This window comes from Rhizobium sp. L43 (assembly GCF_002531725.1).
Classification (GTDB): domain Bacteria; phylum Pseudomonadota; class Alphaproteobacteria; order Rhizobiales; family Rhizobiaceae; genus Rhizobium.
In genome coordinates, this window is sequence record NZ_NWSQ01000011.1 from 104,746 (window position 1) to 129,448 (window position 24,703).

24 protein-coding genes and 2 pseudogenes are annotated in these 24,703 nt (G+C 62.5%); 16 read left to right on the forward strand and 10 right to left on the reverse strand.

Annotation, left to right across the window (positions count from 1 at the left end):
• Nucleotides 1-41: 41 nt before the first annotated feature.
• Complete coding sequence (locus tag CO667_RS16165) at nt 42-728, forward strand: metalloregulator ArsR/SmtB family transcription factor (protein WP_097619327.1); 687 nt, start codon at nt 42-44, stop codon at nt 726-728.
• Between the two features lie 106 nt (nt 729-834).
• Here CO667_RS16165 and CO667_RS35900 read toward each other — a convergent pair whose 3' ends face one another.
• Together CO667_RS35900 and CO667_RS35905 are read right to left on the reverse strand one after the other, a co-directional pair.
• On the reverse strand, nt 835-1,278 hold the full coding sequence (locus CO667_RS35900) for a DUF3800 domain-containing protein (RefSeq protein ID WP_245433145.1): 444 nt from the start codon (nt 1,276-1,278) through the stop codon (nt 835-837).
• Entirely contained in the window at nt 1,223-1,636 is a 414-nt protein-coding gene (locus CO667_RS35905; RefSeq protein ID WP_245433146.1) for a hypothetical protein, read from the reverse strand. Before CO667_RS35905 ends, CO667_RS35900 begins: the two co-directional genes overlap by 56 nt.
• 176 nt (nt 1,637-1,812) lie before the next feature.
• Here CO667_RS35905 and CO667_RS16175 point away from each other — a divergent pair.
• Nucleotides 1,813-1,982: pseudogene (locus CO667_RS16175) on the forward strand (transcriptional regulator); the annotation flags it as partial.
• A gap of 397 nt (nt 1,983-2,379) precedes the next feature.
• Nucleotides 2,380-4,212 (forward strand): methyl-accepting chemotaxis protein, encoded by a 1,833-nt coding sequence (locus CO667_RS16180; protein WP_097619328.1) that lies wholly within the window; start codon nt 2,380-2,382, stop codon nt 4,210-4,212.
• A 90-nt stretch (nt 4,213-4,302) separates the two neighbouring features.
• Here CO667_RS16180 and CO667_RS16185 read toward each other — a convergent pair whose 3' ends face one another.
• A complete protein-coding gene (locus CO667_RS16185; RefSeq protein WP_097619329.1) occupies nt 4,303-5,196 on the reverse strand; it encodes a LysR family transcriptional regulator in 894 nt (297 codons plus the stop codon).
• Between the two features lie 119 nt (nt 5,197-5,315).
• On the opposite strand from CO667_RS16185, the gene CO667_RS16190 reads away from it, so the two are divergent.
• Nucleotides 5,316-6,704, forward strand: a complete 1,389-nt coding sequence (locus CO667_RS16190; RefSeq protein WP_179874159.1) for an MFS transporter — start codon at nt 5,316-5,318, stop codon at nt 6,702-6,704.
• A 189-nt stretch (nt 6,705-6,893) separates the two neighbouring features.
• On the forward strand, nt 6,894-7,583 hold the full coding sequence (locus tag CO667_RS16195; protein ID WP_097619330.1) for an HAD family hydrolase: 690 nt from the start codon (nt 6,894-6,896) through the stop codon (nt 7,581-7,583).
• A 206-nt stretch (nt 7,584-7,789) separates the two neighbouring features.
• Here CO667_RS16195 and CO667_RS16200 read toward each other — a convergent pair whose 3' ends face one another.
• Nucleotides 7,790-8,434: a hypothetical protein gene (locus CO667_RS16200; RefSeq protein WP_097619331.1), complete on the reverse strand. Its 645-nt coding sequence runs from the start codon at nt 8,432-8,434 to the stop codon at nt 7,790-7,792.
• 263 nt (nt 8,435-8,697) lie between these two features.
• On the opposite strand from CO667_RS16200, the gene thrC reads away from it, so the two are divergent.
• The 4 genes from thrC to CO667_RS16225 are packed head-to-tail and all read left to right on the forward strand — an operon-like array spanning nt 8,698 to nt 14,976.
• The gene (gene thrC / locus CO667_RS16210; protein WP_097619333.1) at nt 8,698-10,122 is read left to right on the forward strand and encodes a threonine synthase; all 1,425 of its coding nucleotides are present in this window, start codon (nt 8,698-8,700) and stop codon (nt 10,120-10,122) included.
• Between the two features lie 3 nt (nt 10,123-10,125).
• Nucleotides 10,126-11,424, forward strand: coding sequence for a pitrilysin family protein (locus tag CO667_RS16215; protein WP_097619334.1), 1,299 nt, complete (start codon nt 10,126-10,128; stop codon nt 11,422-11,424).
• 28 nt (nt 11,425-11,452) lie between these two features.
• Nucleotides 11,453-12,067: a GNAT family protein gene (locus CO667_RS16220; RefSeq protein WP_097619335.1), complete on the forward strand. Its 615-nt coding sequence runs from the start codon at nt 11,453-11,455 to the stop codon at nt 12,065-12,067.
• Nucleotides 12,064-14,976: a sensor domain-containing phosphodiesterase gene (locus CO667_RS16225; RefSeq protein WP_097619336.1), complete on the forward strand. Its 2,913-nt coding sequence runs from the start codon at nt 12,064-12,066 to the stop codon at nt 14,974-14,976. Before CO667_RS16220 ends, CO667_RS16225 begins: the two co-directional genes overlap by 4 nt.
• 14 nt (nt 14,977-14,990) lie before the next feature.
• On the opposite strand, the gene CO667_RS16230 is transcribed toward CO667_RS16225, so the two are convergent.
• Nucleotides 14,991-15,476 carry an Lrp/AsnC family transcriptional regulator gene (locus CO667_RS16230; RefSeq protein WP_097619337.1) on the reverse strand — a complete coding sequence of 162 codons (486 nt, stop codon included), beginning with the start codon at nt 15,474-15,476 and terminating at the stop codon, nt 14,991-14,993.
• A gap of 105 nt (nt 15,477-15,581) precedes the next feature.
• Here CO667_RS16230 and CO667_RS16235 point away from each other — a divergent pair, with 105 nt between their 5' ends.
• The 5 genes from CO667_RS16235 (at nt 15,582) to CO667_RS16255 (ending at nt 20,188) form a co-directional block, all read left to right on the forward strand.
• On the forward strand, nt 15,582-16,793 hold the full coding sequence (locus CO667_RS16235; RefSeq protein WP_097619338.1) for a diaminopropionate ammonia-lyase: 1,212 nt from the start codon (nt 15,582-15,584) through the stop codon (nt 16,791-16,793).
• Nucleotides 16,790-18,034, forward strand: a complete 1,245-nt coding sequence (locus CO667_RS16240; protein ID WP_097619339.1) for a Zn-dependent hydrolase — start codon at nt 16,790-16,792, stop codon at nt 18,032-18,034. Before CO667_RS16235 ends, CO667_RS16240 begins: the two co-directional genes overlap by 4 nt.
• Entirely contained in the window at nt 18,031-19,191 is a 1,161-nt protein-coding gene (locus CO667_RS16245; protein WP_097619340.1) for a M20 aminoacylase family protein, read from the forward strand. The genes CO667_RS16240 and CO667_RS16245 overlap by 4 nt, the downstream gene beginning before the upstream one ends.
• Before the next feature lie 119 nt (nt 19,192-19,310).
• Complete coding sequence (locus tag CO667_RS16250) at nt 19,311-19,736, forward strand: hypothetical protein (RefSeq protein ID WP_097619341.1); 426 nt, start codon at nt 19,311-19,313, stop codon at nt 19,734-19,736.
• Nucleotides 19,737-19,879: 143 nt separating this feature from the next.
• Nucleotides 19,880-20,188 carry a Dabb family protein gene (locus tag CO667_RS16255; RefSeq protein ID WP_097619342.1) on the forward strand — a complete coding sequence of 103 codons (309 nt, stop codon included), beginning with the start codon at nt 19,880-19,882 and terminating at the stop codon, nt 20,186-20,188.
• Between the two features lie 78 nt (nt 20,189-20,266).
• Here the strand turns inward: CO667_RS16255 and CO667_RS16260 are convergent, their stop codons facing one another.
• The gene (locus tag CO667_RS16260) at nt 20,267-20,740 is read right to left on the reverse strand and encodes a hypothetical protein (RefSeq protein WP_245433147.1); all 474 of its coding nucleotides are present in this window, start codon (nt 20,738-20,740) and stop codon (nt 20,267-20,269) included.
• A 179-nt stretch (nt 20,741-20,919) separates the two neighbouring features.
• On the opposite strand from CO667_RS16260, the pseudogene CO667_RS16265 reads away from it, so the two are divergent.
• Nucleotides 20,920-21,015, forward strand: a pseudogene (locus CO667_RS16265) (Dabb family protein); the annotation flags it as partial.
• 36 nt (nt 21,016-21,051) lie between these two features.
• On the opposite strand, the gene CO667_RS16270 reads toward CO667_RS16265, so the two are convergent.
• From CO667_RS16270 to CO667_RS36255, 4 genes are read right to left on the reverse strand one after another with little or no spacing between them, the layout of a single operon-like run.
• Complete coding sequence (locus CO667_RS16270; protein WP_097619343.1) at nt 21,052-21,951, reverse strand: zinc ABC transporter substrate-binding protein; 900 nt, start codon at nt 21,949-21,951, stop codon at nt 21,052-21,054.
• A gap of 16 nt (nt 21,952-21,967) precedes the next feature.
• Nucleotides 21,968-22,840, reverse strand: coding sequence for a metal ABC transporter permease (locus CO667_RS16275; RefSeq protein WP_097619344.1), 873 nt, complete (start codon nt 22,838-22,840; stop codon nt 21,968-21,970).
• Nucleotides 22,837-23,586, reverse strand: a complete 750-nt coding sequence (locus tag CO667_RS16280) for a metal ABC transporter ATP-binding protein (RefSeq protein WP_097619345.1) — start codon at nt 23,584-23,586, stop codon at nt 22,837-22,839. The genes CO667_RS16275 and CO667_RS16280 overlap by 4 nt, the downstream gene beginning before the upstream one ends.
• Nucleotides 23,583-23,711 (reverse strand): hypothetical protein, encoded by a 129-nt coding sequence (locus CO667_RS36255; protein WP_280953225.1) that lies wholly within the window; start codon nt 23,709-23,711, stop codon nt 23,583-23,585. Before CO667_RS36255 ends, CO667_RS16280 begins: the two co-directional genes overlap by 4 nt.
• A gap of 395 nt (nt 23,712-24,106) precedes the next feature.
• Between CO667_RS36255 and CO667_RS16285 the strand changes: the two genes are divergently transcribed.
• Nucleotides 24,107-24,682 carry a TetR/AcrR family transcriptional regulator gene (locus CO667_RS16285; protein WP_097619346.1) on the forward strand — a complete coding sequence of 192 codons (576 nt, stop codon included), beginning with the start codon at nt 24,107-24,109 and terminating at the stop codon, nt 24,680-24,682.
• Nucleotides 24,683-24,703 lie beyond the last annotated feature (21 nt).

Genomic DNA, 24,703 nt, shown 5'->3' on the forward strand with positions numbered 1-24,703 from the left:
CGCACATTGCCTGACGGCGATGCTTCGGTTACGATCGAAGTATGAAGGAAGGTCCAGACATTGCGCAGATCGGTGCGCTGATCGGTGATCCCGCCCGCGCCAACATGCTGGCGGCGCTGACCGGCGGGCGGGCGCTGACGGCGACCGAACTTGCCGGCGTCGGCGGCATCACCGTGCAGACGGCGAGCACGCATCTGGCCAAGCTCGAAGCCGGCGGGCTGCTTGCCCAGCGCAAGCAGGGGCGCCATCGTTATTTCACGCTGGCCGACGAGGCCGTCGCCCGGCTGATCGAAAGCATGATGGGTTTTGCCGCCGGACGCGGCCATCTGCGCCATCGGCCGGGACCGAAGGAGCCGGCGCTGCGCAAGGCGCGCATCTGCTACGATCACCTGGCCGGCGATTACGGCGTGCGCATGCTCGACAGCCTGATTGCCTCAGGCGCGATCGATGCGGTCGGAGACGGCCTGGCGCTGACGGAAAAGGGCGAAAGCGATCTCAAATGCATCGGCATCGATGTCGGCAACCTCAGATCCTCACGCCGCCCGCTCTGCCGCTCCTGCCTCGACTGGAGCGAAAGACGCGCCCATCTCGCCGGCAGCCTCGGCAAGGCCCTGCTTTCCAATTTCCTTGACAAGGGCTGGGCGCGACGCACAGCCGAAAGCCGCTCGATCCTCTTTTCTCCGGAAGGCGACCGGCAGTTTTTGAAGCTTTTCCCGGTCGATGGGTAGAGCAAATCCAGCGCAAGGATGGAGTCGCTTTTATCAGGCCTCGGTCGATCAGATAGAGGAAGCTGCGAGACCCTCTTCGCTTGAGGCACCGCTTCTGCAACGCAGATCAAAGGTCTGCATCCTGCCCGCCGGACAGAACGATTACATTCCTTCCTGACTGATTTTTTGCCATTCGTTCGAGCGTTGGCAAAAATTGTTCTGCTGTGAACGCGATGTCCATCGTCGCGCGAGGTGACCGCCATTTGGTTGGCTTTACAAACTCTCCAAAATCATGACGCACTATTTTATCCGGCTGCCCAATATCGCACCACTCCCGGACCCACCAAACCCAAAAGTCCGCCGCTTGCAAGGGTGGAACATGCTTGTCGTTTTCGAAAACTGGAATTGCTGCGTAACGATCTCGAATATCGTTCGGTCGATGAGCGATGTACTCCGCCCACATCCGCTCGACGGATTTTCTGTCTGACGTCTCGTCCATATGAAATTGAACTACTTCATTCTGCGGAATGATTCGATCGAGCTGCGGCCGTTCTAAATGGAACTTGTCCATAAGACACCGTAAGGCGATCCAGTAGTAATTTTGCCGGTCCCATTCTATCGCAGTTCCTGGAATGTAAATTCGATTCCGCGCGGTTGAATTCTGACCTGTTGAAGCGAGCGGATACAAAGACAGGTACGTGCTTGGTTATGACCGAATAGAAAAAGCCGACCTCTTCCAAGCGGTGCGCCATCTCGGCCATGTGAAAATACCGATGGCCGCGGGCATCAAGGCGGCCAAATCGCTCTGTAAACAAGCACCATTCGGCAGAGAAAATGGCCCAATCCTGATCTGTCGCGATGCAGCCGCCGATCACGTAAGCATCACCATCAGGTGTGTAGCTTTCGTCGATGTAAGCATGCCAACCCAAGACGCGCTCCTTCCCTCCTATGCTCCATCACCTTTGGTTATTCCCTTTACGAGTAACATCCAACCAGAGTGCAGCGGGTGATGCAGACAGACTTCTTGTACCAACCGTCCGAGGACCCAGGCGGTCCATCAACTCCCTGATTGCTGCCGTCCTGCTGTTCTTTAAGCTGGTGCGACTCCTGCCTCGACTGGAGCGAAAGACGCGCCCATCTGGCCGGCAGCTTCGGCAAGGCGCTGCTCTCAAGCTTCCTCGACAAAGGCTGGGCGCGGCGGACGGCCGAAAGCCGCTCGATGTTTTCTCCGGAAGGCGACCGGCAGTTTTTATGCTTTTCCCGGTCGATGCGTAGGTTGCCCTTGAAGGCCACCCCGAATGCGCCCTCTCTCCGGTCTCACCTGAGGCGCCCCGCAGGGGCCTCGAAGGACGGGGCCGGCCACCGCGGTTGCTCCAACAATACAGATGTTGCGGTTGGTGCAGAGCCACCCGCCCCCGTGGCTCGAGACGGCCCTTCGGGCCTCCTCACCATGAGGGCTGATCGTTCCGCCCTTCTCTCATTCCGGTTCCCTGCCAACGCGCACCCGAGCCCACTCCTTCTCCCCGCCAATCCCGCCGCGAACTCAACCGCTCATCGAATAAGCCAAACACCACAACCTATTGTTTTTTATGCGACTTAGCGACGCCTCGCTGAGAAATCATTAAGCATGTTTCGATACTCTCAAGTTCTACATTAACGTGAGAGCCCGGCTATGGCGTCGATCCAGCATAAAATCATCATTGCAAGCGTTGCGATTTTCGCCTTGGCGGGCGGCGCCACCGGCGTCGGCATCTGGTCTGCCGCCACCCTCTCGGCCAACAGCGCCGATGTCGCCCAGTCAGCGCAAATTCTGCGCAACCACATGCAGGCCGACATGATGCATGACGCGCTGCGCGCCGACGTGCTGGCCGCCATGCTGGCGTCCAACCCGGCAGCCGGCATCGACCCCGAGGCAGTGAAGGCGGATCTAGCCGAGCACAAGACATCGTTCCGGGAAATGATCGACGCCAACCGGGCGCTGGCCACCGACGAAAAGACCAAAACCATCCTTGCCGGCATCGAACCTCCCCTCATCGCCTATGTCGAAAGCGCCACCAAAATTATCGATCTTGCCGGCCGGGATCCGGCGGCGGCATTGAAGGCCTTGCCCGACTTCATGGCGCAGTTTTCCGCGCTGGAAACGGGAATGGAACAGACCGGCGATCAGATCACGGCGACATCAGACGAGATTTCCAAGCGTAGCGCTGAGGTTAAGGCCTCGGTGGGCATGGCTCTGAAAGCAATTCTGGCCTTGGCCGCAATCTTCGCCGTCGGCCTTTATTTCCTGACCCGCAAGAGCGTCACCAAACCCATCCTCGCCCTTTCCAACGATATGCAAAGGCTTGCCGGCGGCGACACGGCCATTTCAAGCACCGCGATCGGCCGCACCGATGAAATCGGCGCAATGGCATCGGCTGTCGAAGTTTTCCGCCAGGCGGCGATTGCCAACAGGAAACTCGAACAAGACGCCGAGGCAGCGCGCCTGCAGGGCGAAGCCGAGCGTGTCACGGCCCGCAAACAGGCTGACGAGGATGCCGCCGAACGGCTGCGGGCAGCGACCTCAGGCCTTGCCGCCGGCTTGAAGCGGCTTGCGGCAGGCGATCTCGCGTTCCAGATCGAAGAGCCGTTCGCCCCCGATTTCGAGAGCCTAAGGCATGATTTCAACATGTCGATCCGCCAGCTTGACCAGACGCTGGGCGCGATCGCGGCTGCCATTACGGCGATCGATGAAGGCACCAGGGAAATCGCCTCCGGGGCCGGCGATCTGTCGAAACGCACCGAACAGCAGGCAGCCTCGCTCGAGGAAACCGCCGCAGCGCTCGATCAGATTACCGCCAATGTCTCGAACTCGAGCAAGCGCACCGACGAGGCGCGCACGGAAGCAACCGATGCAAACCGCAATGCCGCCAAGTCTTCGGAGGTGGTGTCGCATGCCGAAGAGGCCATGCGCCGCATCGAGGCGTCGTCGCAGCAGATCTCCAGCATTATCGGCGTGATCGACGAGATCGCCTTCCAGACCAATCTGCTGGCTTTGAATGCCGGCGTCGAAGCGGCGCGCGCCGGCGAGGCCGGCAAGGGCTTTGCGGTGGTGGCCCAGGAAGTCCGCGAGCTCGCCCAGCGATCGGCGAAGGCGGCGAAGGAAATCAAGGGCCACATCGAGAAATCGTCGGAGGAAGTGGAAAGCGGCGTCAAGCTGGTTCTCGACACCAGCCAGGTTCTGAGCGCGATCAGCGAACAGATTGCCCGCATCAACCAGCACATGGATGCCATCGCCGTCTCGGCAAGAGAGCAGTCGACCGGCCTTGCCGAAGTCAATACCGCCGTCAATTCCATGGATCAGGTGACCCAGCAGAACGCCGCGATGGTCGAGCAATCGACTGCTGCATCCAGCCAGCTGGCGCAGGAAGCCGCCAAGCTGCGTGAACTCGTTTCCCGGTTCAAGCTGCGTGCGACGGCTTCGCCGCAATCTGCAGCCGGCCGGCGGAGCGCGCAGTGGGCCGCCTGACGGCTTCGTTGTAAACACGCTGTGCCCTACAGGATCGCTCTTTCATTCCAGCGAAACAGGGCGCAGCGCTTGCTTTGGCTGGGCGCTTCCTCAGCTCATCGCGTGGAACGTCTCGAAAATCAGCGCCCTCAGCCAGCGATGCGCGCGATCTGCATCCATGCGGGGGTGCCAGGCCTGGACGATGTTGAAACCCGGCACGGCAACCGGCAGGTCGAAGGTCCTGATCTCCCTTATCGCGGACTTGCAATAGGACTTAGGAACCGAGCCGATCAGATCGGATGCCGCCGCGACGGCGATCACCGCCGGAAAGCTCGGCACGATCAGCCTGACGTTACGCTCATGGCCCAGTTTGGCGAGCGCCCGGTCGACGGGGCCGACGTAGTCTGCTTGCGGCGAGAACACCACATGGCCCAATGCGGCATAACGTTCGGCCGTTATCCCTGCATCGAAGATCGGATGCCCTACCCTGGCGACACCGACAAACCGATCCTCGAACAGGGTCTGGCAACGCAGTTCGCCGCCGTCGCGCGGCAGGACGCCGATATCCAGATCGACCGCCGCGTCCCGCAAAGCCTGAACATCCTTGTCCGATCTCGGCGCAAAGCGAAGCCTTATTCCCGGCGCAGCGTTGGTCACGGCGGCGCTGAGGTCGGCGGCGTAGAGAAGCACGAAGGCCTCGTTGGCACGGATGGTGAAGTCGCGCCGCACCTCCCGGATTTCCACGGTCGATGGTGGGCTCAGCACCGTTTTCACCGCGTCTTTCAACACATGGACGTCCTCGGCAATCGCCAGGGCATGGGGCGTCGCAACCATGCCGCGCCCGGCCGGCACGAGGATCGGATCGCCGAGCGCCGTCCTCAAGCGCGAAAGCGTCCGGCTCATGGCCGATGTGCTGAGGCCAAGCCGGCGGGCGGCGGCCGATACGCTCTGCTCGCGCAGCAACGCATCCAGCGCCACCAGGAGATTGAAATCGAGATCGGACATGGTGCAAGTCTAATCAGGCATGGCGCCTTGCGCAACGGTCTATTGATTTCGTTGCGTCTGGCGCATGAGCTCAGCGAGACGTAATTAGTCGGTCATCGCACAAGCACCGAGGAGTTCCCATGTCCCTCACCTACACCGCACCGATCGCTCAAGACGGCCTGGCGTCGCCTCGACGCTATCTGGCTGTTGCCCTCTTGCTTCTGGCCGTTGTTCTCGTCGTTCTCGACGGCGCAATCGCCAACGTCGCCTTGCCCTCGATCGCGCTTTCGCTGCACGCGAAAGCCGATAATACCGTCTGGGTCGTCTCGGCCTATCAGTTGGCCGTGCTCGTCGCCATTCTTCCCTGCGGGGCGCTCGGTGAAATCTACGGCGCGCGGCGGGTCTTCCTGATCGGCGTCGCGCTGTTCACCGCGGCTTCCGCGGCCTGCGCTCTGGCGGGTGACCTGCCCTTGCTGATCCTGGCTCGTTTCGCCCAGGGCCTCGGCGCCGGCGCGATCATGGCGCTGGCGATGATGAACCTGCGCCAGGCCTTGCCGCAGCACATGCTGGGTCCGATCATCGGCATCAACGCCATGATCATCGCCATTTCTTCGGCTGCCGGCCCGGGCATTGCCGGCGCCATCCTTTCCGTCACGAGCTGGCCCTGGCTGTTTGCGGTCAATATACCGCTCGGCATCGTCGTTCTCTTCGGTGGCGGCCTGCTCGGGCACGTCGAGGGCGCGAAGCGGAAGCTGAATGCGAAGGCGCTGCTGGCCAATACGGCGATGTTCATCCTGTTCTTCTCAGGCGCCGACCGGATAGCGACCGCGCCGGTCAGCGGTACGGCCCTCATCGCGGCATCGCTCGCCTGCCTTTTCGGCCTGCTGCGCCTCGAACGGAAGAGTGACGTCCCGCTTATCCCGAGGGACCTCCTGGCGACACCGGCATTCCGCGTGGCGGTGATCGCCTCGATTTCCTGCTTCTGCGGCCAGATGCTGAGCACCATCGCGCTCCCCTTCTACCTGCAACATAGCTTGCACATGACGCCGGTTCTGGCCGGGCTCTATATGATGGCCTGGCCGGCCGCGACGGCGATCATTGCGCCGGTCTCGGGACGTCTGGCAAACCGCGTCAAGACGGCATGGCTTTGCGCCATCGGCGGAGCGCTGATGGCGCTTGGCCTTCTGGTGGCCGGCCTCACCCCGCCCGACCCGAGCGGCATCGCATTTCTCGTCGGCACGGTGCTGACCGGCCTCGGTTTCGGGCTGTTCCAGACGCCGAACAACCGCATTCTCCTGCTCTCGGCACCGAAGGCCAGAAGTGGTGCCGCGGGCGCCATGCAAGGCACCGCGCGGCTTCTCGGCCAAACGCTGGGCGGGATCTCGATGTCGATCATTTTCGCAACTTTGCCGTTGTCGACAGCGCTCAACTTTGCGGTCGTCGTATCAGGCGGCTGCGCCGCCATAGCAAGCTTGGTCAGCCTGAGCCGGGCGCGCTACGAAGTGGCGGGGCCGCCCGGAGCGGCCTGAACGCGCGTCGTGGTTGCCCGGGTGAAGCGAGGGTTCACCCGGGTGAAGCGGGGGCGCCGAGCCGGTCGCATGCCGCATCGCAGCCATGCTTGAGATCAGGTTGAGCTTTGGCCGAGCATCGTGTAAAGCCGCAGCATTCCCGGACAACACCCAGGCTTTCGGCCCAGATTTTCAGCAAGGCGTGAACATATGGACGGCTTCGACCTCATCATCTTCGACTGCGACGGCGTTCTGGTCGATTCGGAAATCATCGCCGCGGAAGTCGAATCCGCGCTGCTGACGGAGGCCGGATATCCGATCGGCGTCGAAGAAATGGGCGAGCGCTTCGCCGGCATGACATGGCGCAACATCCTGCTGCAGATCGAGCGCGAGGCGAGCATCCCGCTTTCGGCCTCGCTGCTCGATAAGTCGGAGAAGATGCTCGACCTCAGGCTGGCCAACGACGTCCAGGCCATTGCCGGCGTCGAATTCGCCGTCTCCAGGCTGCCGATGAAGCGCTGCATCTGCTCGAATTCGAGCAGCAAGCGGCTCGACATGATGCTGAGCAAGGTGGGGCTGAAGCCGCTGTTTGCGCCGAACATTTTCTCCGCCAAGGATCTCGGCCCCGACCGCGCCAAGCCGAAGCCCGACATCTTCCTGCACGGTGCAAGCCAGATGGGCGTGTCGCCCGATAGGGTTGTCGTGGTCGAGGATTCCGTGCACGGCGTGCATGCGGCTCGCGCCGCCGGCATGCGCGTCATCGGCTTCACCGGCGCCTCGCACAGCTATCCCGCCCATGCCGACAAATTGACCGATGCCGGCGCCGAAACAGCGATCTCCCGCATGAACGACCTACCGGGCGTCGTCGCCGCATTGGCGGCCTGGGACAACGTTCTCTAGAGCCGCCTCAGGCGACACTCTCTCCTCCCTCATTCCTGTGCTCGTCACAGGAATCCAGTGCGCCCAAGTCCTTGGGCGCGGAAGAATGGCGTCGTTGCGTAGTGGTCATTCACGGCGCCGACGCGCCGTGGCTGGATTCCTGTGACGAGCACAGGAATGAGGGAAGGTGGTGCATCCGGGCCCCGGAAACAGTCGCCGATATCTCTCTAACTGTTCTTCTTGGTCTTCGCAGGCTGGCTGTCGAAGCCGACATTGACGCGCACCAGGGCGCCGGCGCCGACCGGCATTTTGATGCCGTCCTTGCGGAAGATCACCTGGGTGCCCGGGGCACCTGCCGGGATGGCGGTCGCGAATTTGGTGACCTCGGAATAGAGCACGGTCTCGCCGTCGAGGATGGTGACGCGGATCGGCAGCGTCACCGGGCCGGGGGCGCCGGCCGGGCCGGTGATCAGGCGCAGCTGGGCAACGACGGTCATCGTCAGGTTCGTGTCGCTCAGCGAGCACTGGCGGGTGTAATCGCCGAACGAGGCCTGGAAGACGATCTGCTGCGGATCGTCCTTCTTGCCCTTGGCATAGGTGCGGAAGATCGCATCCTGGTCACGCATGAAGATCTGCGGGCAGGCGCCCTGGACGACCGGGGCAACGGTGCCCTGCGCCGTCGTGGCGGTGCCGATCGACGGATTGTTCGAGGAGGGATTGGCGGGGGCCAGCGGCATGATCTGGGCGGTGCCGTTCGGCTGGGCCGGCGCCGCCGGCTTGCTGTCGCCGCCTATGCCGAGCGAGTTGCAACCAGTGAGCAGGGCAAGAACAGATGCGGAGACGATGAGACGCGAGACCTTGCCGAGCACCATATTCCATCCCTTGTACAAGCGTTTCTTGGAGGCCCCATGTCTTTTCCGCGAGGCCTTTCATGACGGTTTGCGATGGTCTATATCAGCGGCGCAAACAAAAATCGATTGGGTAAGCACCGTTTTGATGCACTTTTCGCCGCCGGATGCGGGCAACTTCAACAGGATACCCGCGATGGCGTGCCGGCAGGGCAGCCCCTCTCCCATTTTCGGCAGAGCGCGCCACGGCTGCGCCCGGCCGGATTTCTTCCAGCGATAGATCAAGGATGACTGACGTGGACTATATCTCGACCCGCGGCGAGGCCCCTGCCCTCGGCTTTTGCGACGCTCTGCTGACCGGGCTGGCGCGCGACGGCGGGCTCTACGTTCCCCGGGAATGGCCGAGCTTTTCCAAGAAGCAAATCCGGGCGCTGCGCGGCAAGAGCTATCAGGAGGTCGCCTTCACCATCCTGTCGCCCTTCACCAATGGCGAGATCCCCGCCGACACCTTCCGGGCGATGATCGACGAGGCCTACGGCACCTTCCGCCATCCGGCGATCGCGCCGCTCGTCCAGACCGGGCCGAACAGCTTCGTCATGGAACTGTTCCACGGCACGACGCTCGCCTTCAAGGACGTGGCGATGCAATTGCTCGCCCGGCTGATGGATTATGCGCTGGAGAAGCGCGGCGAGCGGGCAACGATCGTCGGCGCCACCTCGGGCGATACCGGGGGTGCGGCGATCGACGCCTTTGCGGGCCGCGAGCGCACCGACATCTTCATCCTCTTCCCGCATGGCAAGGTCTCGCCGGTGCAGCAGCGGCAGATGACCACCTCGTCTTCATCCAACGTGCATGCGCTTGCCGTCGAGGGCAATTTCGACGATTGCCAGAACCTGGTGAAGGCGATGTTCAACGACGCCGCCTTCCGCGACAAGGTTCGTCTCTCCGGCGTCAACTCGATCAACTGGGCGCGCATCATGGCCCAGATCGTCTATTATTTCACCGCGGCGGTGGCGCTCGGCGGGCCGGACCGGAAGATCTCGTTCACGGTGCCCACCGGCAATTTCGGCGATATCTTCGCCGGCTACTGCGCCAAGCGCATGGGCCTGCCGATTGACCGGCTGGTCATCGCCACCAACGAAAACGACATTCTGGCGCGGACGCTGAAGACCGGCCGCTACGACATGAAGGCGGTCAAGGCGACGACGTCGCCGTCGATGGACATCCAGATCTCCTCGAATTTCGAACGGCTGCTGTTCGAAGCCTATGGGCGCGACGCCTCCAAGGTGCGCGCGGCGATGGAAAGCCTCAAGCAGTCCAACGGTTTCGAGATCGGCGCGCAGGCGCTGAAGGCGATCCGCCGCGACTTCCGCGCCGGCCGCGCCAGCGAGAGCCAAGTGGCCGAGACGATCCGCAAGACCCATGCCGAGACCGGTTATCTGCTGGATCCGCATTCGGCGATCGGCGTCTACGTCGCCAACAAGAAAGAAAAGCCGAATACGCCGATGGTGACGCTTTCGACCGCACATCCGGCGAAATTCCCGGTCGCCGTAAAATCGGCCAGCGGTATTGACCCGGCGCTTCCGACGTGGCTTGCTGATCTGATGCACAGGGAGGAGCGCTTCCAGATCATCGAACCGGAGCTGAAAGCCGTAGAAACCTTTATCGGCAAACACGCCCGCGGCGAGACGACGGCAGGCGCAGAAAGATAGCCAATGACAGTTGAGTGCACCCGGCTGAAATCCGGGCTGACAGTAGTTACAGAGACCATGCCGCACCTTGAAAGCGTTGCGCTCGGAGTCTGGATCAAATCGGGATCGCGTAACGAGACGGACAACGAGCACGGCATCGCCCACCTGCTCGAGCACATGGCCTTCAAGGGCACGGCACGCCGCTCGGCCCGCCAGATCGCCGAGGAAATCGAGGATGTCGGCGGCGAAGTCAACGCCGCCACCTCGACCGAGACGACCTCCTATTACGCCCGCGTCCTCAAGGACCACGTGCCGCTTGCCGTCGATATCCTCGCCGACATCCTGACCGAATCGGCCTTCGAGGAGGAGGAGCTGGAGCGTGAGAAGCAGGTGATCCTGCAGGAGATCAACGCCGCCAACGACACGCCCGACGACGTGGTGTTCGACCGGTTCTCCGAGGTCGCCTATCGCGACCAGACGCTCGGCCGGGCCATCCTCGGCACGCCGGAGACCGTCGTCTCCTTTACGCCGCTGCAGATCCGCGGCTATCTCGGCCGCAACTACACGACCGACCGCATGTTCGTGGTCGCCACCGGCGCCGTCGAGCATGAAGAATTCGTCCGCATGGTCGAGGAGCGTTTCGCCAGCCTGCCGACTTCGCCTTCCGCCCCGCCCGTCATGGAACCGGCGCGTTATATCGGCGGCAGCGTGCGCGAACCGCGCGACCTGATGGATGCGCAGATCCTGCTCGGCTTCGAGGGCAAACCCTACCACGCCCGCGATTTCTACTGTTCGCAGATCCTCGCCAATATCCTCGGCGGCGGCATGTCCTCCAGGCTGTTCCAGGAGGTGCGCGAGTTCCGTGGTCTCTGCTATTCCGTCTATGCCTTCCACTGGGGCTTTTCCGACACCGGCATTTTCGGCATTCATGCCGCGACCGGCGGCGAAAACCTGCCGGAACTGGTGCCCGTCATCATCGACGAGCTGCACAAGTCAGCCGATCAGATCCACCAGAAGGAAATCGAGCGCGCCCGCGCCCAGATCCGCGCCCAGCTGCTGATGGGCCAGGAAAGCCCGGCGTCGCGCGCCGGCCAGATCGCCAGGCAGATGATGCTTTACGGCGAGCCGATCTCCAATCCGGAGATGATGGAACGGCTGGAAGGCATCACCATCGAGCGGCTGACCGATCTCGCCGGCCGGCTGTTTTACGACACGGTGCCGACGCTTTCGGCGATCGGGCCGCTGGACCAGCTCGCGCCGATGGAAGACATCACCGCTTCGCTTTCGGTCCCGGCACCGAAGACGATGCAGGCCGGCCGCTGAGCCGGCTGCGTCCCGCCGGGAGTGATCGATGCCAAAATCGGTGTTTCGGTTTCTGTCGCGGCAGCCGGAAACGGTGGAGCTGGAGAACGACAGATATCTCTTGCGCCTGCCGCGCTACCAGGATTTCAACCAGTGGCACCGGCTGCGTGCCGAAAGCCGCAAGTTCCTCGAACCCTGGGAGCCGACCTGGCGGCGCGACGAGTTGACGGAGGGCGCCTACCGCGCCCGTGTCATCCGCGGCAAGCAGGAATATGCCTCGGGCCAGGCAATCCCGCTGTTCATTTTCCTGAAGGGCGACATGACGCTCGTCGGCGGCATCACCATCGGTTATATCAGGCGGGGTGCGGCACAAAGCTGCATGATCGGCTACTGGATGGGCGAACGCCATGCCGGCCAGGGGCATATGTTCGCCGCTCTGCAAATGGTTATTCCTTACATCTTCACCGGGCTTGAGTTGCACCGTATCGAAGCAGCCTGTATTCCAGATAACGCGCGCAGCATCCGTCTGCTTGAAAAGGCCGGGTTTCAGCAGGAGGGCTATCTGCGCGGATACTTGAAGATCAACGGTCAGTGGCATGACCATGTGATGTTTTCACGTCTCGCCACCGATACGGATAAAGGCAGGAAAACCGACAGCCGATGACCAGAGACCGCATGCTGCCCAAGTCACCGTCCGGACGAGTGATCGCGGTGATCGCAGCCCTTTTCCTGGCAGCCTTCGCCTTGGTGGCGGGCGCTGCCCAGGCGGCCGAACCGGTGAAGATTTCCCGTGACGATACCGCGCTCGATCTGACGGCGACGACCGAAATCTACGTCAACCAGGGCGAGGCCTTCCAGGTTTCGACGGCCGCGGGTGCCGACGGCATCCGCCGCCGCATCGAGGTCAGGGCAAGCTCGGAAAACCACCAGGGCGACTGGGCGGTGTTTGCGCTCGCCAATGTCTCGGAGGAGCAGCTCGAGCGCGTCATCGTCGCGCCGCATTTCCGTCTGGTCAATTCCAAGCTGTTCTGGCCGGATCTCGGCTCGCAGCGCATCAGCGCCATCACGCCCAGCGAAGGTTTCGCGCTCGACCGGCAGCCGAGCGACGAGGCCGACGTCTTCCGCATCACGCTGAACCCCGGCGCCGTCATCACCTTCGTCGCCGAGCTGTCGACGCCGGAGTTGCCGCAGATCTATCTCTGGGAACCGAACGCCTACAAGGACACGATCAACGCCTTCACGCTCTATCGCGGCATCGTGCTCGGCATTGCCGGCCTGCTGGCGGTGTTCCTGACCATCCTCTTCGTCGTCAAGGGCACGTCGATGCTGCCGGCAACCGCAGCCCTTGCCTGGGCGGTACTCGGTTATATCTGCGTCGACTTCGGTTTCCTCGGCAAGCTGATCAGCGTCGCCTCGGCCGACCAGCGAATATGGCGCGCCTGCGCCGAGGTGGCGCTGGCCTCCAGTTTCGTCATCTTTCTCTTCACTTATCTCAACCTCAACCGCTGGCATGCGCATCTCGGCTATGCCACGCTTGCCTGGGTGCTCGGCCTTGCCCTGCTGTTCGGTGTGGCGATCTACGATCCGTCGATTGCCGCCGGCATCGCCAGGCTGTCCTTCGCGCTGACGGCGGCGACCGGCCTGCTTTTGATCATCTATCTCGGCTTCAACCGCTATGACCGCGCCATCCTGCTGGTGCCGGCCTGGGCGCTGACGCTGGTCTGGCTGTTCGGGGCGTGGCTGACGGTCACCGGCCGGCTCGACAACGATATCATCCAGCCGGCGCTCGGCGGCGGCCTGGTGCTGATCGTTCTCCTGATCGGCTTCACCGTCATGCAGCACGCCTTTGCCGGCGGCGCTTTCCAGCAGGGGCTGTTTTCCGATCTCGAACGGCAATCCCTAGCGCTGACCGGATCCGGCGACATGGTGTGGGACTGGGACGTGGCGCGCGACCGCGTCGTCACCATTCCCGATGTCTCGGTCAAGCTCGGCCTATCGCCGGGGGCCATGCACGGCGCGGCCCGCAACTGGCTGCCGCGGCTGCACCCTGATGATCGCGACCGCTTCCGCGCCACCCTCGACGTGCTGCTCGAACATCGCCGCGGGCGGCTGAACCACGAGTTCCGCATCCGCGCCGAGGACGGCCATTTCCATTGGCTGCTGATCCGTGCCCGGCCGGTGCTCGGCTCGAACGGCGAGATCATCCGCTGCGTCGGCACGATCGTCGACGTGACCGAGCAGAAGAATTCCGTCGAGCGGCTGCTGCACGATGCGCTGCACGACAATCTGACCGGCCTGCCGAACCGCCAGGTCTTCCTCGACCGGCTGCAGTCGGTGCTGGCGCTGGCGCCGGGCGGCGACACGCTCAGGCCGACGGTGATGGTGATCGATATCGACCGCTACAAGCTGGTCAATGATGCGCTTGGCGTTGCTGCCGGCGACAATATTCTCATCGCGCTGACGCGGCGGCTCCGCCGGCTGCTGAAGCCGCAGGACACGCTGGCGCGGCTTGCCGGCGACCAGTTCGGCCTGATCCTGGTGTCCGAGCACAATCCGGCCAAGGTTGCCGATTTTGCCGATGCGATCAGCAAGGCGATCATGGTGCCGATCAACTTCGCCAATCGCGAGATCATCCTGACGGCCTCGGTCGGGCTTGCCTCCTGGGTCGACCGGCAGGAAAGCGCCACCGGCCTGCTCAGCGACGCCGAGCTTGCGATGTACCGGGCCAAACGGGCCGGCGGCAACCGCGTCGAGCCGTTCCAGCCGGCCTTCCGCGACTTCGGCACCGACCGGCTGCAGCTGGAAACCGATCTGCGCCGCGCCATCGAGCGCAAGGAATTGTCGATGGTCTACCAGCCGATCGCCAGGCTTGAAGATGTCGAGGTCGCCGGTTTCGAGGCGCTGATGCGCTGGGAACATCCCAAACGCGGCAATATCCAGCCATCCGAATTCATTCCGATCGCCGAAGCCTCCGATCTCATCGGTCCGCTCGGCATGTTTGCGCTGGAACAGGCGACCAACGATCTGATGAGCTGGCAGAACCAGACGGGCGAACTGCCGATCTTCGTCTCGATCAATCTGTCGAGCGTGCAACTGCTCAACAACGAACTCTATGACGATGTGCGTTCGGTTCTCGCCAAGACGCATTGCCAGCCATCGCGCCTCAAGCTCGAACTGACGGAATCCATGGTGATGGAAAATCCGGAACAGGCCCGCCTCGTCTTACAGAAGCTGAAGGAAGCCGGCATCGGCCTGGCGCTCGACGATTTCGGCACCGGCTATTCGTCGCTCGCCTATCTCACCCGCTTCCCCTTCGACATGATCAAGCTCGACAAGGCGCTTGTGCGCGACGGCAGCGACAAGAAGGCGACCGTGCTCCGTTCGGTGATATCGATGGCGCGCGAGCTTGAGATGACGGTGGTGGCGGAGGGGATCGAATCCAACGAGGATGCGATCGAACTCGCCAAGATGGGCTGCAGCTACGGACAGAGCTATCTCTTCGGGCCGCCAATTCCTTCGGAATCGGTGCTGCGGCTGCTTCGGGAGCGCTTTCCGCTGACGAAGCGCGCCTGACCGGGCGATCGGCCTCAGCGCTCGACGGGAACGCTCAAGCCGACCTTCACCCGATCCATCGCGACGAATGTCCGAAAGCGCTTGACGTTGTTGTTGCCGAAAAACAGCCGCCGCGTCAGAGCCTCGTAGTCGGCCATTGCCGGGACGACGATGACCAAAACGAAATCCGCCTCGCCGGTGACGTAGTAGCATTGCTGGATTTCAGGCGCGGCCGCGAACTGGCTTTTGGCCTCTTCGATCTGTTTTGACGTTTCGCTGATAACCTCCACCTCCACGAAGATGGTGATCGATTGCCCAAGCGCTGCGGGGTCGAGAACGGCGACGTTCGCCTGGATGACCCCCTCCTCTGCCATCCGTTTGATCCGGCGTTGGACGGCCGGCGCAGACAGGCCGACGGCTTCGCCGATGGTCCGCTGCGGCGTGCTATTGTCCCTTTGCAGGATCGCCAGGATTTTGCGGTCAAAAGCATCCAGCTGCGGAAATTTTCCCGGTCGGCTCAAAATGAAGGCTCCAACGAAACAAACTTGCAAAAATGCCCGCGAAATGCAGCGCCTTTTTCACATCGGCTGCAATATGTTTCAAGAGACAACATAAGTGAGGCGCCTATGTTTCTGCTGAACAGCAATTCCGACTATCGTCAGCCGCTCGACCCACGCGACGCCGAAATCCTCGGGCTGGATGCCGCAAACGCAGTCGAGCGCCACCTGAGCTTCCGGGAAAACCATGCGGAAACGCCGCTCGTGGCTCTGCCGGCGCTGGCAGAGGAAATCGGTGTCGCCTCGATCCACATGAAGGACGAAGGCCACCGCCTCGGCCTCGGGAGCTTCAAGGCGCTTGGCGGCGCCTATGCCGTGATCCGGCTCGTCCTCGATGAAGCGGCGCACAGGCTCGGCCGCGCAATCGATATCTCGGAATTGCATTCTTCGACTGTCCGCAAAATCGCCGAGACGATGACGGTGGCCTGCGCCACCGACGGCAATCACGGCCGCTCGGTGGCGCAGGGTGCGCAGCTGGTGGGAGCCCGGGCGGTGATCTCAGTGCATTCCGGTGTCAGCGACGAACGTGTCGCCGCCATCGCTCGCTTCGGCGCGGATATGATCCGTGTCGACGGGACCTATGATGATTCCGTTCGGGAGGCCGCGCGCATTGCCGAAGAAAAAGGCTGGACGATCGTGTCGGACACCTCATGGCCCGGCTATGAGCGCATTCCCGGGCTGGTGATGCAGGGTTACACCGCCCTTGTCCGGGAAGCCCTGAGGGCAATGCCGCAGCCGCCGACCCACATCTTCATTCAGGCAGGTGTCGGCGGGATCGCCGCCGCTGTCGCAGGCCACATGGCCATCGCCTTCGGCGACAAACGCCCGACCTTCATCGTCGTCGATCCCGCCCGCGCCGCCTGCCTGTTCGAAACGGCTCGGGCGGGACATTTGGTGACCGTTGCCCACGGCGAGCCGACTATCATGGCGATGCTCGAATGCTACGAACCTTCCCTCGTCGCCTGGCGTATTCTCTCCCGGGTCGCCGACGCATTCATGACGGTGGATGAAGACGACGCGATCGCAGTGATGAAGCGGCTTGCCGATCCCGCTGGAAACGACCCCGCGATCGTCGCCGGCGAAAGCGGCGGGGTGGGGCTTGCCGGGCTGATCAGCGCCATCGGCGATCCGGCGATCCGGCAAGCACTGTCGCTCGACGGGCATTCCCGCATCTTCCTGGTGAACACCGAAGGCGCGACCGACCCCGGCAAATATGAAGAGATCGTCGGGCTGTCACCAGCCGCGGTCGCCGCGAAATCCAAGACTGGAGCTTCAGAATGAGCCATCGTTCGATCGATTCCTCCCGCCTGCTCGAGCGCATCCGCGAACTCGGCGAGATCGGCCGCGATGCGGATGGCAGGCTTGTCCGATTGGCGGCGTCCGAGACCGAGAGGCTTGGACGCGACCGGTTTGTCTCCTGGCTTGAGGAGGCTGGGCTGGAGGTTGCCGTCGACCGGATCGGCAACGTCTTCGGCATCTGGAATGCCGGGGATGTCGGGGAAAAGCCTGTCATGATCGGCTCGCACATCGACACGGTTATCAACGCCGGCATCTATGATGGATGTTATGGCGTGCTGTCCGGCCTCGAGGTGATCCAGACGCTGAAAAGCCAGGGGTTTAAACCCAAGCGCCCCATTGTCGTTGCCGCCTTCACCAATGAGGAAGGCGTGCGCTATGCACCCGACATGATGGGTTCGCTGGTCTATTCCGGTGGCCTCGACGCCGCCACGGCACTGCAGACGGTGGGCACGGACGGGACGGTGCTCGGCGATGAATTGGCGCGGATCGGCTATGCCGGCACCCATGCGCCCGGCTTCATGGTGCCGCACGCCTATGTCGAACTGCATATCGAGCAGGGCCCTGTCCTGGAGAGGGAGGGCGTACCGATTGGAGCGGTCGGGGATTTGCAGGGGATTTCCTGGCAGAAGGTGACCATCGACGGCGATGCCAACCATGCTGGGACGACACCGATCTCGATGCGCCGGGACGCCGGCTACGCGGCCGCCCGCGTCATCACATTTCTGCGGGACCGGGCAAAAGCATCGAACACCCCGACTGTCGCGACCGTCGGCTGCATCGCGTTCGAACCGAATGCCGTCAATGTCATTCCTTCCCGCGCGACGTTCACGGTCGATCTGCGTGATCCGGACGAAGACCGCCTCAGGCAAGAGGAAACCGCGCTCGCTGCATTCCTCGACCGGCTGGCGGCCGACGAAAAGGTTGGCATATCGATCGAGCGACTGGCACGGTTCGAGCCGGTCAAATTCGACCAGGCGATCGTTCGCCTGATCGAGTCTGCCGCAAGCGATCGGGGCCTGGGGTGCAAGCGCATGACATCGGGTGCCGGCCATGACGCCCAGATGATCGCCCGTATCGCGCCGAGCGCGATGATCTTCGTACCCAGCCGCGGCGGCATCAGTCACAATCCGAAGGAGTTCACAGCCGACACGGACCTTGTCGCGGGGGCGAATATCCTCCTCGACGTCGTTTGCGGCCTTGCAACAGGGGAACTGCGGAAATGAGCGTGGACAACCAGATGCTGGAACAGCAAATGACCGCCTGGAGGCGCGATCTTCACAGCCATCCCGAGTTCGGCTTCGAGGAGAAGCGGACGGCGGCTTTCGTCGCGCAAAAGCTGCGGGAGTTCGGGCTCGACGAGGTGGTCGAAGGTGTTGGGGGCACAGGGGTTGTCGGAACCCTGAGGCGCGGCGGCGGCAACCGTTCCATCGCGCTGCGCGCCGACATGGATGCCCTTCGGATCACCGAACAGGGAGAGAAGACCTATCGGTCGCAGACCGCCGGCGTGATGCATGCCTGCGGCCATGACGGCCACACGGCGATGCTGCTTGGCGCCGCCAGGATGCTGTCGGAAGACGGCAATTTCGACGGCACCGTCCGGTTCATTTTTCAGCCTGCCGAGGAGTGGGGCAAAGGCGCGTCGGCGATGCTCGACGATGGCCTGATGACGCGCTTTCCGTTCGACGAAATCTACGGTCTGCACAACATGCCGGGTCTTCCGGTCGGCGTTTTCCAGACCCGCGTCGGCGCGGTCATGTCGGCGGAAGACAATTTCGAGATTGTGCTCAAGGGCGTCGGCGGACACGCCGCGCGTCCGCACTCGGGCAACGAAGTCCTGGTCGCCGCCTGCGCGGTGGTGACGAACCTCCAGACGATCGTTTCCCGAAGGCTCGATCCGACGGATATCGGCGTCGTCTCGGTGACGGAACTGCTGACCGACGGCACTCGCAACGCGCTGCCTGGACTGGCGCGCATTCTGGGCGACGCCCGCAGCTTCCGCCCCGAGGTCAGCGCTGTGATCGAGAAGCAGATGCGCCGCATCGCAGAGGGCACCGCACTCGCCCACAATGTCTCGGCCGAGGTGAGCTATACGAGAGAATTCGTTCCCCTTCTCAATGATGCCGCCCTGGTCGAGGAAGCGTTTGCCGCCGCCCGCAGCGTCTTTGCGCCCGAGAACATCAAGGTCCGGCGCGAGCCGATGACCGGATCGGAAGACTTCGCGCGGTTCCTCGAACATGTCCCCGGCTGCTTCGTCTTCCTGGGCAATGGCGAAGACTCAGCGCCGCTTCACAATCCGAACTACGATTTCAACGACGACGGACTGCTCCATGGCGCCAAATTCCACGCAAGCATCGTCCGTAGACGCCTGAACGCAAGCTGAGATCGCATTTTTCACCGGTACGCCAGCGTCTGTCCGGCGCGCGCCCTGCCCTTTCATGGATGGCCATTGACCAACGGCTTGCGATGTGCGCCTCTCATTGCTTGCACAAGGAAAATCCCATGCTCAAGTTTCTGCTCACCCTCTCGTTGGGTGTTTTTTGCGTCTCACCGCTTCAGGCCGGCGATATCACTCCCGGTACCAAGAGCTGCCAGCCGGGGGCAAAACAGGCGCAATGCGAGCGATGGGTTACGGATATCAAGAAAGCCGTCGAGCTGGCCTATAAGGGCGACCACGGGGCGCAGGTGACCGTTGCCTTCTGCCTGTCCACCGGTTGCCATGGTGCCGTCGCCATCGACAGGGTCGCCTCCTGCAGCTGGCATCTCGTCATCGCCAGTTCCGGGTCTACGACAGTGCTCGATAGTTCAAACACCAGGAACACCTGCCGGCCGATGACGGCGGCCGAGAAGGACGAAGCCCGCGCGCTGGCAAGCGATCTCGTCCAGAAAATCTACAAGCGGCCCCTGGTCAAGACCGACCAGATGTAATCTGCCGGCTCACGGCTCACGGCTCACGGCTCACGGCTCAAAGGCTCAAGGCTTGCGGCGCAACGCCTGCGTGAAAATAAATCTCATTGCCCTCCCGGCTTTCGCCGCTATTCTGCCGACACAGAAAATCGGGAGGACCACTGATGATCCTGCACTGCGTATTCCTGCGGCTGAAGACCGCGATGACGATCGAGGACAAGGAGTCGCTGTTTGCGGCGATCGTTGCCCTAAAACAGGTCATTCCCGGCATATTGGATATCAAATACGGACCGAACGTTTCGCCCGAAGGCCTGCACGGCGGCTTCGTCGACGGTTTTGCCGTGACCTTCGAAAGCGCCGAGGCGCGCGACGCCTATCTCATCCATCCCGAACATGTGATTGTGGGCGAGCGCATCGTCTCGTCGACGGACGGCGGCCTTGCCGGCATCCTGGTCTTCGACCTCAATCTTTAGAGCAGTCCGGTTCCTGGAAGCGCAGTACCGCTCCCAAGCTTTGTTTGAAGGCCTGCCCTTTCGTTTGGGGCGGCTAAATTAGCGCGCCTCGCCAAGCAAGACGTAGGTTCTCGCTCGAAACCCGATCTTGGTAAAAGCTGCGAATTGACCGCTTGCGCAGTCGTGGGGAGCAAAACCCTTGGGCAACATCTCCTCGACCGAGGGCGAAACCTCATGCTTGGCCAAGACATCGAGCTTTTGAGAACGATTGAATGCTGCGATCTCGATTGCCTCCTTCCCAATCAGCACAAATGCGAAATGCTCTTCGTCTGGCACGTAGTTGTTCGCGGCGAGATAGTCGTTCACCCTGGCGGCCAACGCATTATTGGAAGGCAATCGATCCTGATAGGGCTGGAGCAAGCAAACCGCCTGAGCATCCAGTGACGATAGATTCGAAAACTTCGTGGCCTTGCCAACGGGGATGTTCCTGAAAGCATCTTCGTCCAAGGAGCCGGCATTGGCCGACGGCCCGTAAGCAATCAATGCCATCGCAGCCAACGCAATAAACCTCATGAGGCGCATCCTCTTTCCTGCCTTCCACGCAAACACCGGATGCAACCCTGTGTTGTCGCCGGTGTCAACATGGCCTAGCCTCATTACCAGAGACAGGCCTAGGCAAGTGAGATTGATTGCCGGAACCTTCCCGCGCCGCTTCCATTGCGGTCTTCGGCTGAACCTGCCTTTAGCAGACTCTCATCCACCGCGAGCATGTGATCGTGGGCGAGCGCACCGCCCCGTCAACGGACGGAGGTCTTGTCGGCATCCTGGTCTTCGACCTCAATATGTGAGGGGCCGCGGGGGACCAACCTCGCGGCCCGAGACTATCAGCTCGATTTCGCCATAGCGGCGGCGAGCTGGTCGACATTGTATTTGAACATTTTCTCATAGGTCGGCGCCGGTCCCTTGGCGTCGGAGAGCGACTCGACATAGAGCTCGCCGCCGGGCTCGGCGCCGGTTGCCTTGGCGACCTGCTTGACCAGGCGCGGATCGTTGGAATTCTCGAAGAAATAGGCCTTCACACGCTCGCTCTTGATCTGCTCGATCAGCTTGGCGACGTCGGCGGCCGAGGCCTCGCTTTCCGTGGACAGGCCGAGCGGGGCGAGGAAGCTGACATTATATTCGCGGCCGAAATAGCCGAAGGCATCATGGCTGGTCAGCACCTTGCGGCGATCGTCGGCGATCTTGTCGAATTTCGCATGGGCATAGGCGTTCAACGCGTCAAGCTTCTTGGTGTAGTTCTCGGCATTGGCCTTGAAGGCGGCGGCGTCAGCGGGATCGGCCGCTGACAGCGCCTTTTCGATATTGGCGACCCAGATCTTGACGTTGACGGGGCTGTTCCAGACATGCGGATCGGTGATCTTTTCGCCGTCCTCTTCCATGGTGCTGACGTCGATGCCTTCGGAGACGGTGACCGGCTTGCCCTTATAGCCCGAGGCGGTGATCAGCCGGTCCATCCAGCCTTCCAGCCCCTCGCCGCTGACGAAGGTCACTTCCGCCGCGTTCAAATTCTTGGCGTCGGCCGGCGACGGCTCGAATTCATGGGGGTCGCCGTTCGGCCCGACGAGGCTCGTCACCTTTACATGTTCACCCCCGACCTGTTTGACGACATCGGCAAGCACGGTGAAGGACGCCACAACCTTCAGCGTTTCGGCCGAGGCAGGCATGGCCGACAGCGCCATCAAAGCGGGGATGGCTGCGGAGAGAAGCAGTCTGTGCGGGTTCATCGAAGTCTCCTTGGGATCAGCCCTTCAAATGCGGGCGGGGAAAGAAGCGCCGGGCCAGGCCGGAAGGCGCAAAAAAGATCGAGAAGGCGTAGAGAATCGCCGCCGTCATGATGATCGTCGGGCCGGAGGCGAGTTCGAGATGGTAGGAGGCGATCAGGCCGAGATAACCGGAGGCAGCAGCACTTCCGGCGGCAATCGCCATCATCACGGCCAGGCTGCGCGACCAGAGCTGGGCGATGGCGGCCGGCAGCATCATCAGGCCGACCGCCATCAGCGTGCCGAGCGCCTGGAAGCTGGCGACAAGGTTCAGCACCACCAGCAGCAGGAAGAGCACATGATAGACCGGCCCACGCCCGCCGACGGCACGCAGGAACCCCGGATCGAAACATTCGGCCACCAGCGGCCGGTAGATGAAGGCGAGGATGACGAGGGTCAGCGAGGTGATCGCGCCGATCAGATAAAGCGCCGGCGCATCGATCGCCAGAATGGTGCCGAAGAGCACATGCAGCAGATCGATATTCGAGCCACGCAGCGAGACGATCAGCACGCCGAGCGCCAGCGATGCGAGGTAGAAGCTGGCAAAGCTCGCATCCTCCTGCAGAACGGTCATCCGGCTGACGGCGCCCGATAGCAGCGCCACCGACAGGCCGGCGATCAGGCCGCCGAGGCCCATCGCCGTCAGCGACAGCGAGCCGGCGACGAGATAACCGATCGCCGCCCCCGGCAGCACGGCATGGCTCATGGCATCGCCCATCAGGCTCATGCGCCTGAGCATCAGGAAGACGCCGATCGGCCCGGAGCCGAGCCCGAGGCAAAGGCAGGCGACGAGCGCCCGGCGCATGAAACCGAAATCGGCAAAGGGCGCGAGGAAGAGATCATAGGCCGTCATGCCGCCGGTGCCTGTTCAGGTTCGCAGGCCTCGGCATCCTCATCCCAGCGCTCGGCCATGGCGCGCGCCTTCATCAGATTGGCGGATGACATGACCTCGGTGGTCGGCCCCCATCCGACAAGCTCACGGGCAAGCAGCAGCGTCTCGGGGAAATGCGTGCGAACGAGCTCGAAATCATGCAGCACCGCAATCACCGTGCGGCCCTCGCCATGCCAGCGGGCGACGATATCGATGAGGTCCTTGGTGGTGCGGGCATCGATCGCGGTAAACGGCTCGTCTAGCAGGATGATGCCGGCATCCTGCAGCAGCAGCCGGGCAAAGAGCACACGCTGGAACTGGCCGGCTGAGAGCGACCCGACATGGCGCTTGCCGAAGCCTTCGAGCCCGACGGCGGCAAGCGCCTCACCTGCCCTTTTCACCTCGCCGGGCGCGATGCGGCCGAAGGCGCCCGTCTTCTTCCAGGCGCCGAGCATGACGGTATCGATGACCGAGATCGGAAAGCGCCGATCGATCTCGGCCGCCTGCGGGAGGTAACCGAATTCCGCCCGCCCCAGCCGGTGCTCGACCCTGCCTTCGGCCGGGCGAAGCTCACCCATGATCGCCTTCAGCAGCGTCGATTTGCCCGCCCCATTCGGCCCGGCAATCGCCGTCAGGCTGCCGGAGGCAAAGGCGCCGGAGACATGATGGATGGCGGGGTGCCTGTGATAGGCGACGGTCAAATTATCGAGACGGATCAGCGGCGTCATGGCAGCAGCACCGCCCAGTGGATCGCTAGCCAGAGGACGGCAAGGACGAGGATCATGCCGATCACTCTGGATAATGCCGACTGTCCGATCAGGCTGACGGAAGGGCGGTCGGGGCTCGGGGGCATGGCGCATCCTACAATGTAATAACATTACGGTTATGTTATAACGATTGCGGCGAGATTGAGGCGAGCTGGGCAGTAGCTCACACAATTGAAAAGGGCGACCGAAATGGCCGCCCTTTCAGGATGCTTGTATGCGGCCTCCGCTATCCTTGCTCCGGAAGCCACCCCACCCTCCGTCATCCTCGGGCTTGACCCGAGGATCCACTCTCGCCTCCATCAGCACCGGGCATGGATCCCAGGCTCAAGGCCTGGGATGACGGTGGCTGGGGGCACGTTTCCGCCAAACTCCCCCGCCAGCGCAGCGGATGCTCACGTCGCGCCCAAGCGGAAGTCGTCGCTGGACGACAAATGGCATGATGTGTCAAAAGAGCGCGCCGCATGTCAGCGTGGAGACAGTCTTGGGACTTCGGGAAGATAAGAAGGATCGCACGCGAGCGCAGTTGCTCGAGGCCGGGTTGGAGCTGATCCACAAGCGCGGCTTCGAGGAGACGACGGTCGCCGATATCGCTGCCGCCGTCAGCGTTTCCCCTCGCACCTTGCTTCGCTATTTCCCGACAAAGGAGGATGTGATCGTCAGCTGGGTGCAGGACGGTATGGCGATCATCCGTGCAGAACTGACGGAACGGCTCGCGTCGGAGCCACCCGCCGTCGCACTGCTTGCCGCCGCGCGGGCGATGCTTTCGGCATTCGATGAAAGGTCACGTTTCTTTCTCAGCATCGAGACGGCAATCCGCTCCAACAGGAGCATTTCGGCACGAAAAGAACAGATGATCGCCGAATTGATCGACGAAATCGCCCATATTCTCTCCTCGCCGGACAGACGGCCTCCGCTCCCGGACGTTGTCGCCTACACGATCGCGGGAACGGTTTTCGCGCTCATTCGGGCATCGATAAACAGTTGGGTGGACGGTGGAGCCGCCATGTCACTTGCCGATCTCTTCGATCGCGCCGCCGGTGTCGTGCACTTCGGATAAAATGTCACTTAGTGACATTTG

What these genes read in the sequence shown, in the direction of transcription:
- CO667_RS16215 (WP_097619334.1), top strand. Translation starts at nt 10,126, where the DNA reads ATGACAGTTGAGTGCACCCGGCTGAAATCCGGGCTGACAGTAGTTACA.
- CO667_RS16185 (WP_097619329.1), bottom strand. Translation starts at nt 5,196, where the DNA reads ATGTCCGATCTCGATTTCAATCTCCTGGTGGCGCTGGATGCGTTGCTG.
- CO667_RS16245 (WP_097619340.1), top strand. Translation starts at nt 18,031, where the DNA reads ATGAGCGTGGACAACCAGATGCTGGAACAGCAAATGACCGCCTGGAGG.
- CO667_RS16235 (WP_097619338.1), top strand. Translation starts at nt 15,582, where the DNA reads ATGTTTCTGCTGAACAGCAATTCCGACTATCGTCAGCCGCTCGACCCA.
- CO667_RS16165 (WP_097619327.1), top strand. Translation starts at nt 42, where the DNA reads ATGAAGGAAGGTCCAGACATTGCGCAGATCGGTGCGCTGATCGGTGAT.
- CO667_RS16250 (WP_097619341.1), top strand. Translation starts at nt 19,311, where the DNA reads ATGCTCAAGTTTCTGCTCACCCTCTCGTTGGGTGTTTTTTGCGTCTCA.
- CO667_RS16270 (WP_097619343.1), bottom strand. Translation starts at nt 21,951, where the DNA reads ATGAACCCGCACAGACTGCTTCTCTCCGCAGCCATCCCCGCTTTGATG.
- CO667_RS35900 (WP_245433145.1), bottom strand. Translation starts at nt 1,278, where the DNA reads ATGGACAAGTTCCATTTAGAACGGCCGCAGCTCGATCGAATCATTCCG.
- CO667_RS16195 (WP_097619330.1), top strand. Translation starts at nt 6,894, where the DNA reads ATGGACGGCTTCGACCTCATCATCTTCGACTGCGACGGCGTTCTGGTC.
- CO667_RS16260 (WP_245433147.1), bottom strand. Translation starts at nt 20,740, where the DNA reads ATGAGGTTTATTGCGTTGGCTGCGATGGCATTGATTGCTTACGGGCCG.
- CO667_RS16190 (WP_179874159.1), top strand. Translation starts at nt 5,316, where the DNA reads ATGTCCCTCACCTACACCGCACCGATCGCTCAAGACGGCCTGGCGTCG.
- CO667_RS16220 (WP_097619335.1), top strand. Translation starts at nt 11,453, where the DNA reads ATGCCAAAATCGGTGTTTCGGTTTCTGTCGCGGCAGCCGGAAACGGTG.
- CO667_RS16275 (WP_097619344.1), bottom strand. Translation starts at nt 22,840, where the DNA reads ATGACGGCCTATGATCTCTTCCTCGCGCCCTTTGCCGATTTCGGTTTC.
- CO667_RS16255 (WP_097619342.1), top strand. Translation starts at nt 19,880, where the DNA reads ATGATCCTGCACTGCGTATTCCTGCGGCTGAAGACCGCGATGACGATC.
- CO667_RS16240 (WP_097619339.1), top strand. Translation starts at nt 16,790, where the DNA reads ATGAGCCATCGTTCGATCGATTCCTCCCGCCTGCTCGAGCGCATCCGC.
- CO667_RS16280 (WP_097619345.1), bottom strand. Translation starts at nt 23,586, where the DNA reads ATGACGCCGCTGATCCGTCTCGATAATTTGACCGTCGCCTATCACAGG.
- thrC (WP_097619333.1), top strand. Translation starts at nt 8,698, where the DNA reads ATGACTGACGTGGACTATATCTCGACCCGCGGCGAGGCCCCTGCCCTC.
- CO667_RS16225 (WP_097619336.1), top strand. Translation starts at nt 12,064, where the DNA reads ATGACCAGAGACCGCATGCTGCCCAAGTCACCGTCCGGACGAGTGATC.
- CO667_RS16200 (WP_097619331.1), bottom strand. Translation starts at nt 8,434, where the DNA reads ATGGTGCTCGGCAAGGTCTCGCGTCTCATCGTCTCCGCATCTGTTCTT.
- CO667_RS36255 (WP_280953225.1), bottom strand. Translation starts at nt 23,711, where the DNA reads ATGCCCCCGAGCCCCGACCGCCCTTCCGTCAGCCTGATCGGACAGTCG.
- CO667_RS16180 (WP_097619328.1), top strand. Translation starts at nt 2,380, where the DNA reads ATGGCGTCGATCCAGCATAAAATCATCATTGCAAGCGTTGCGATTTTC.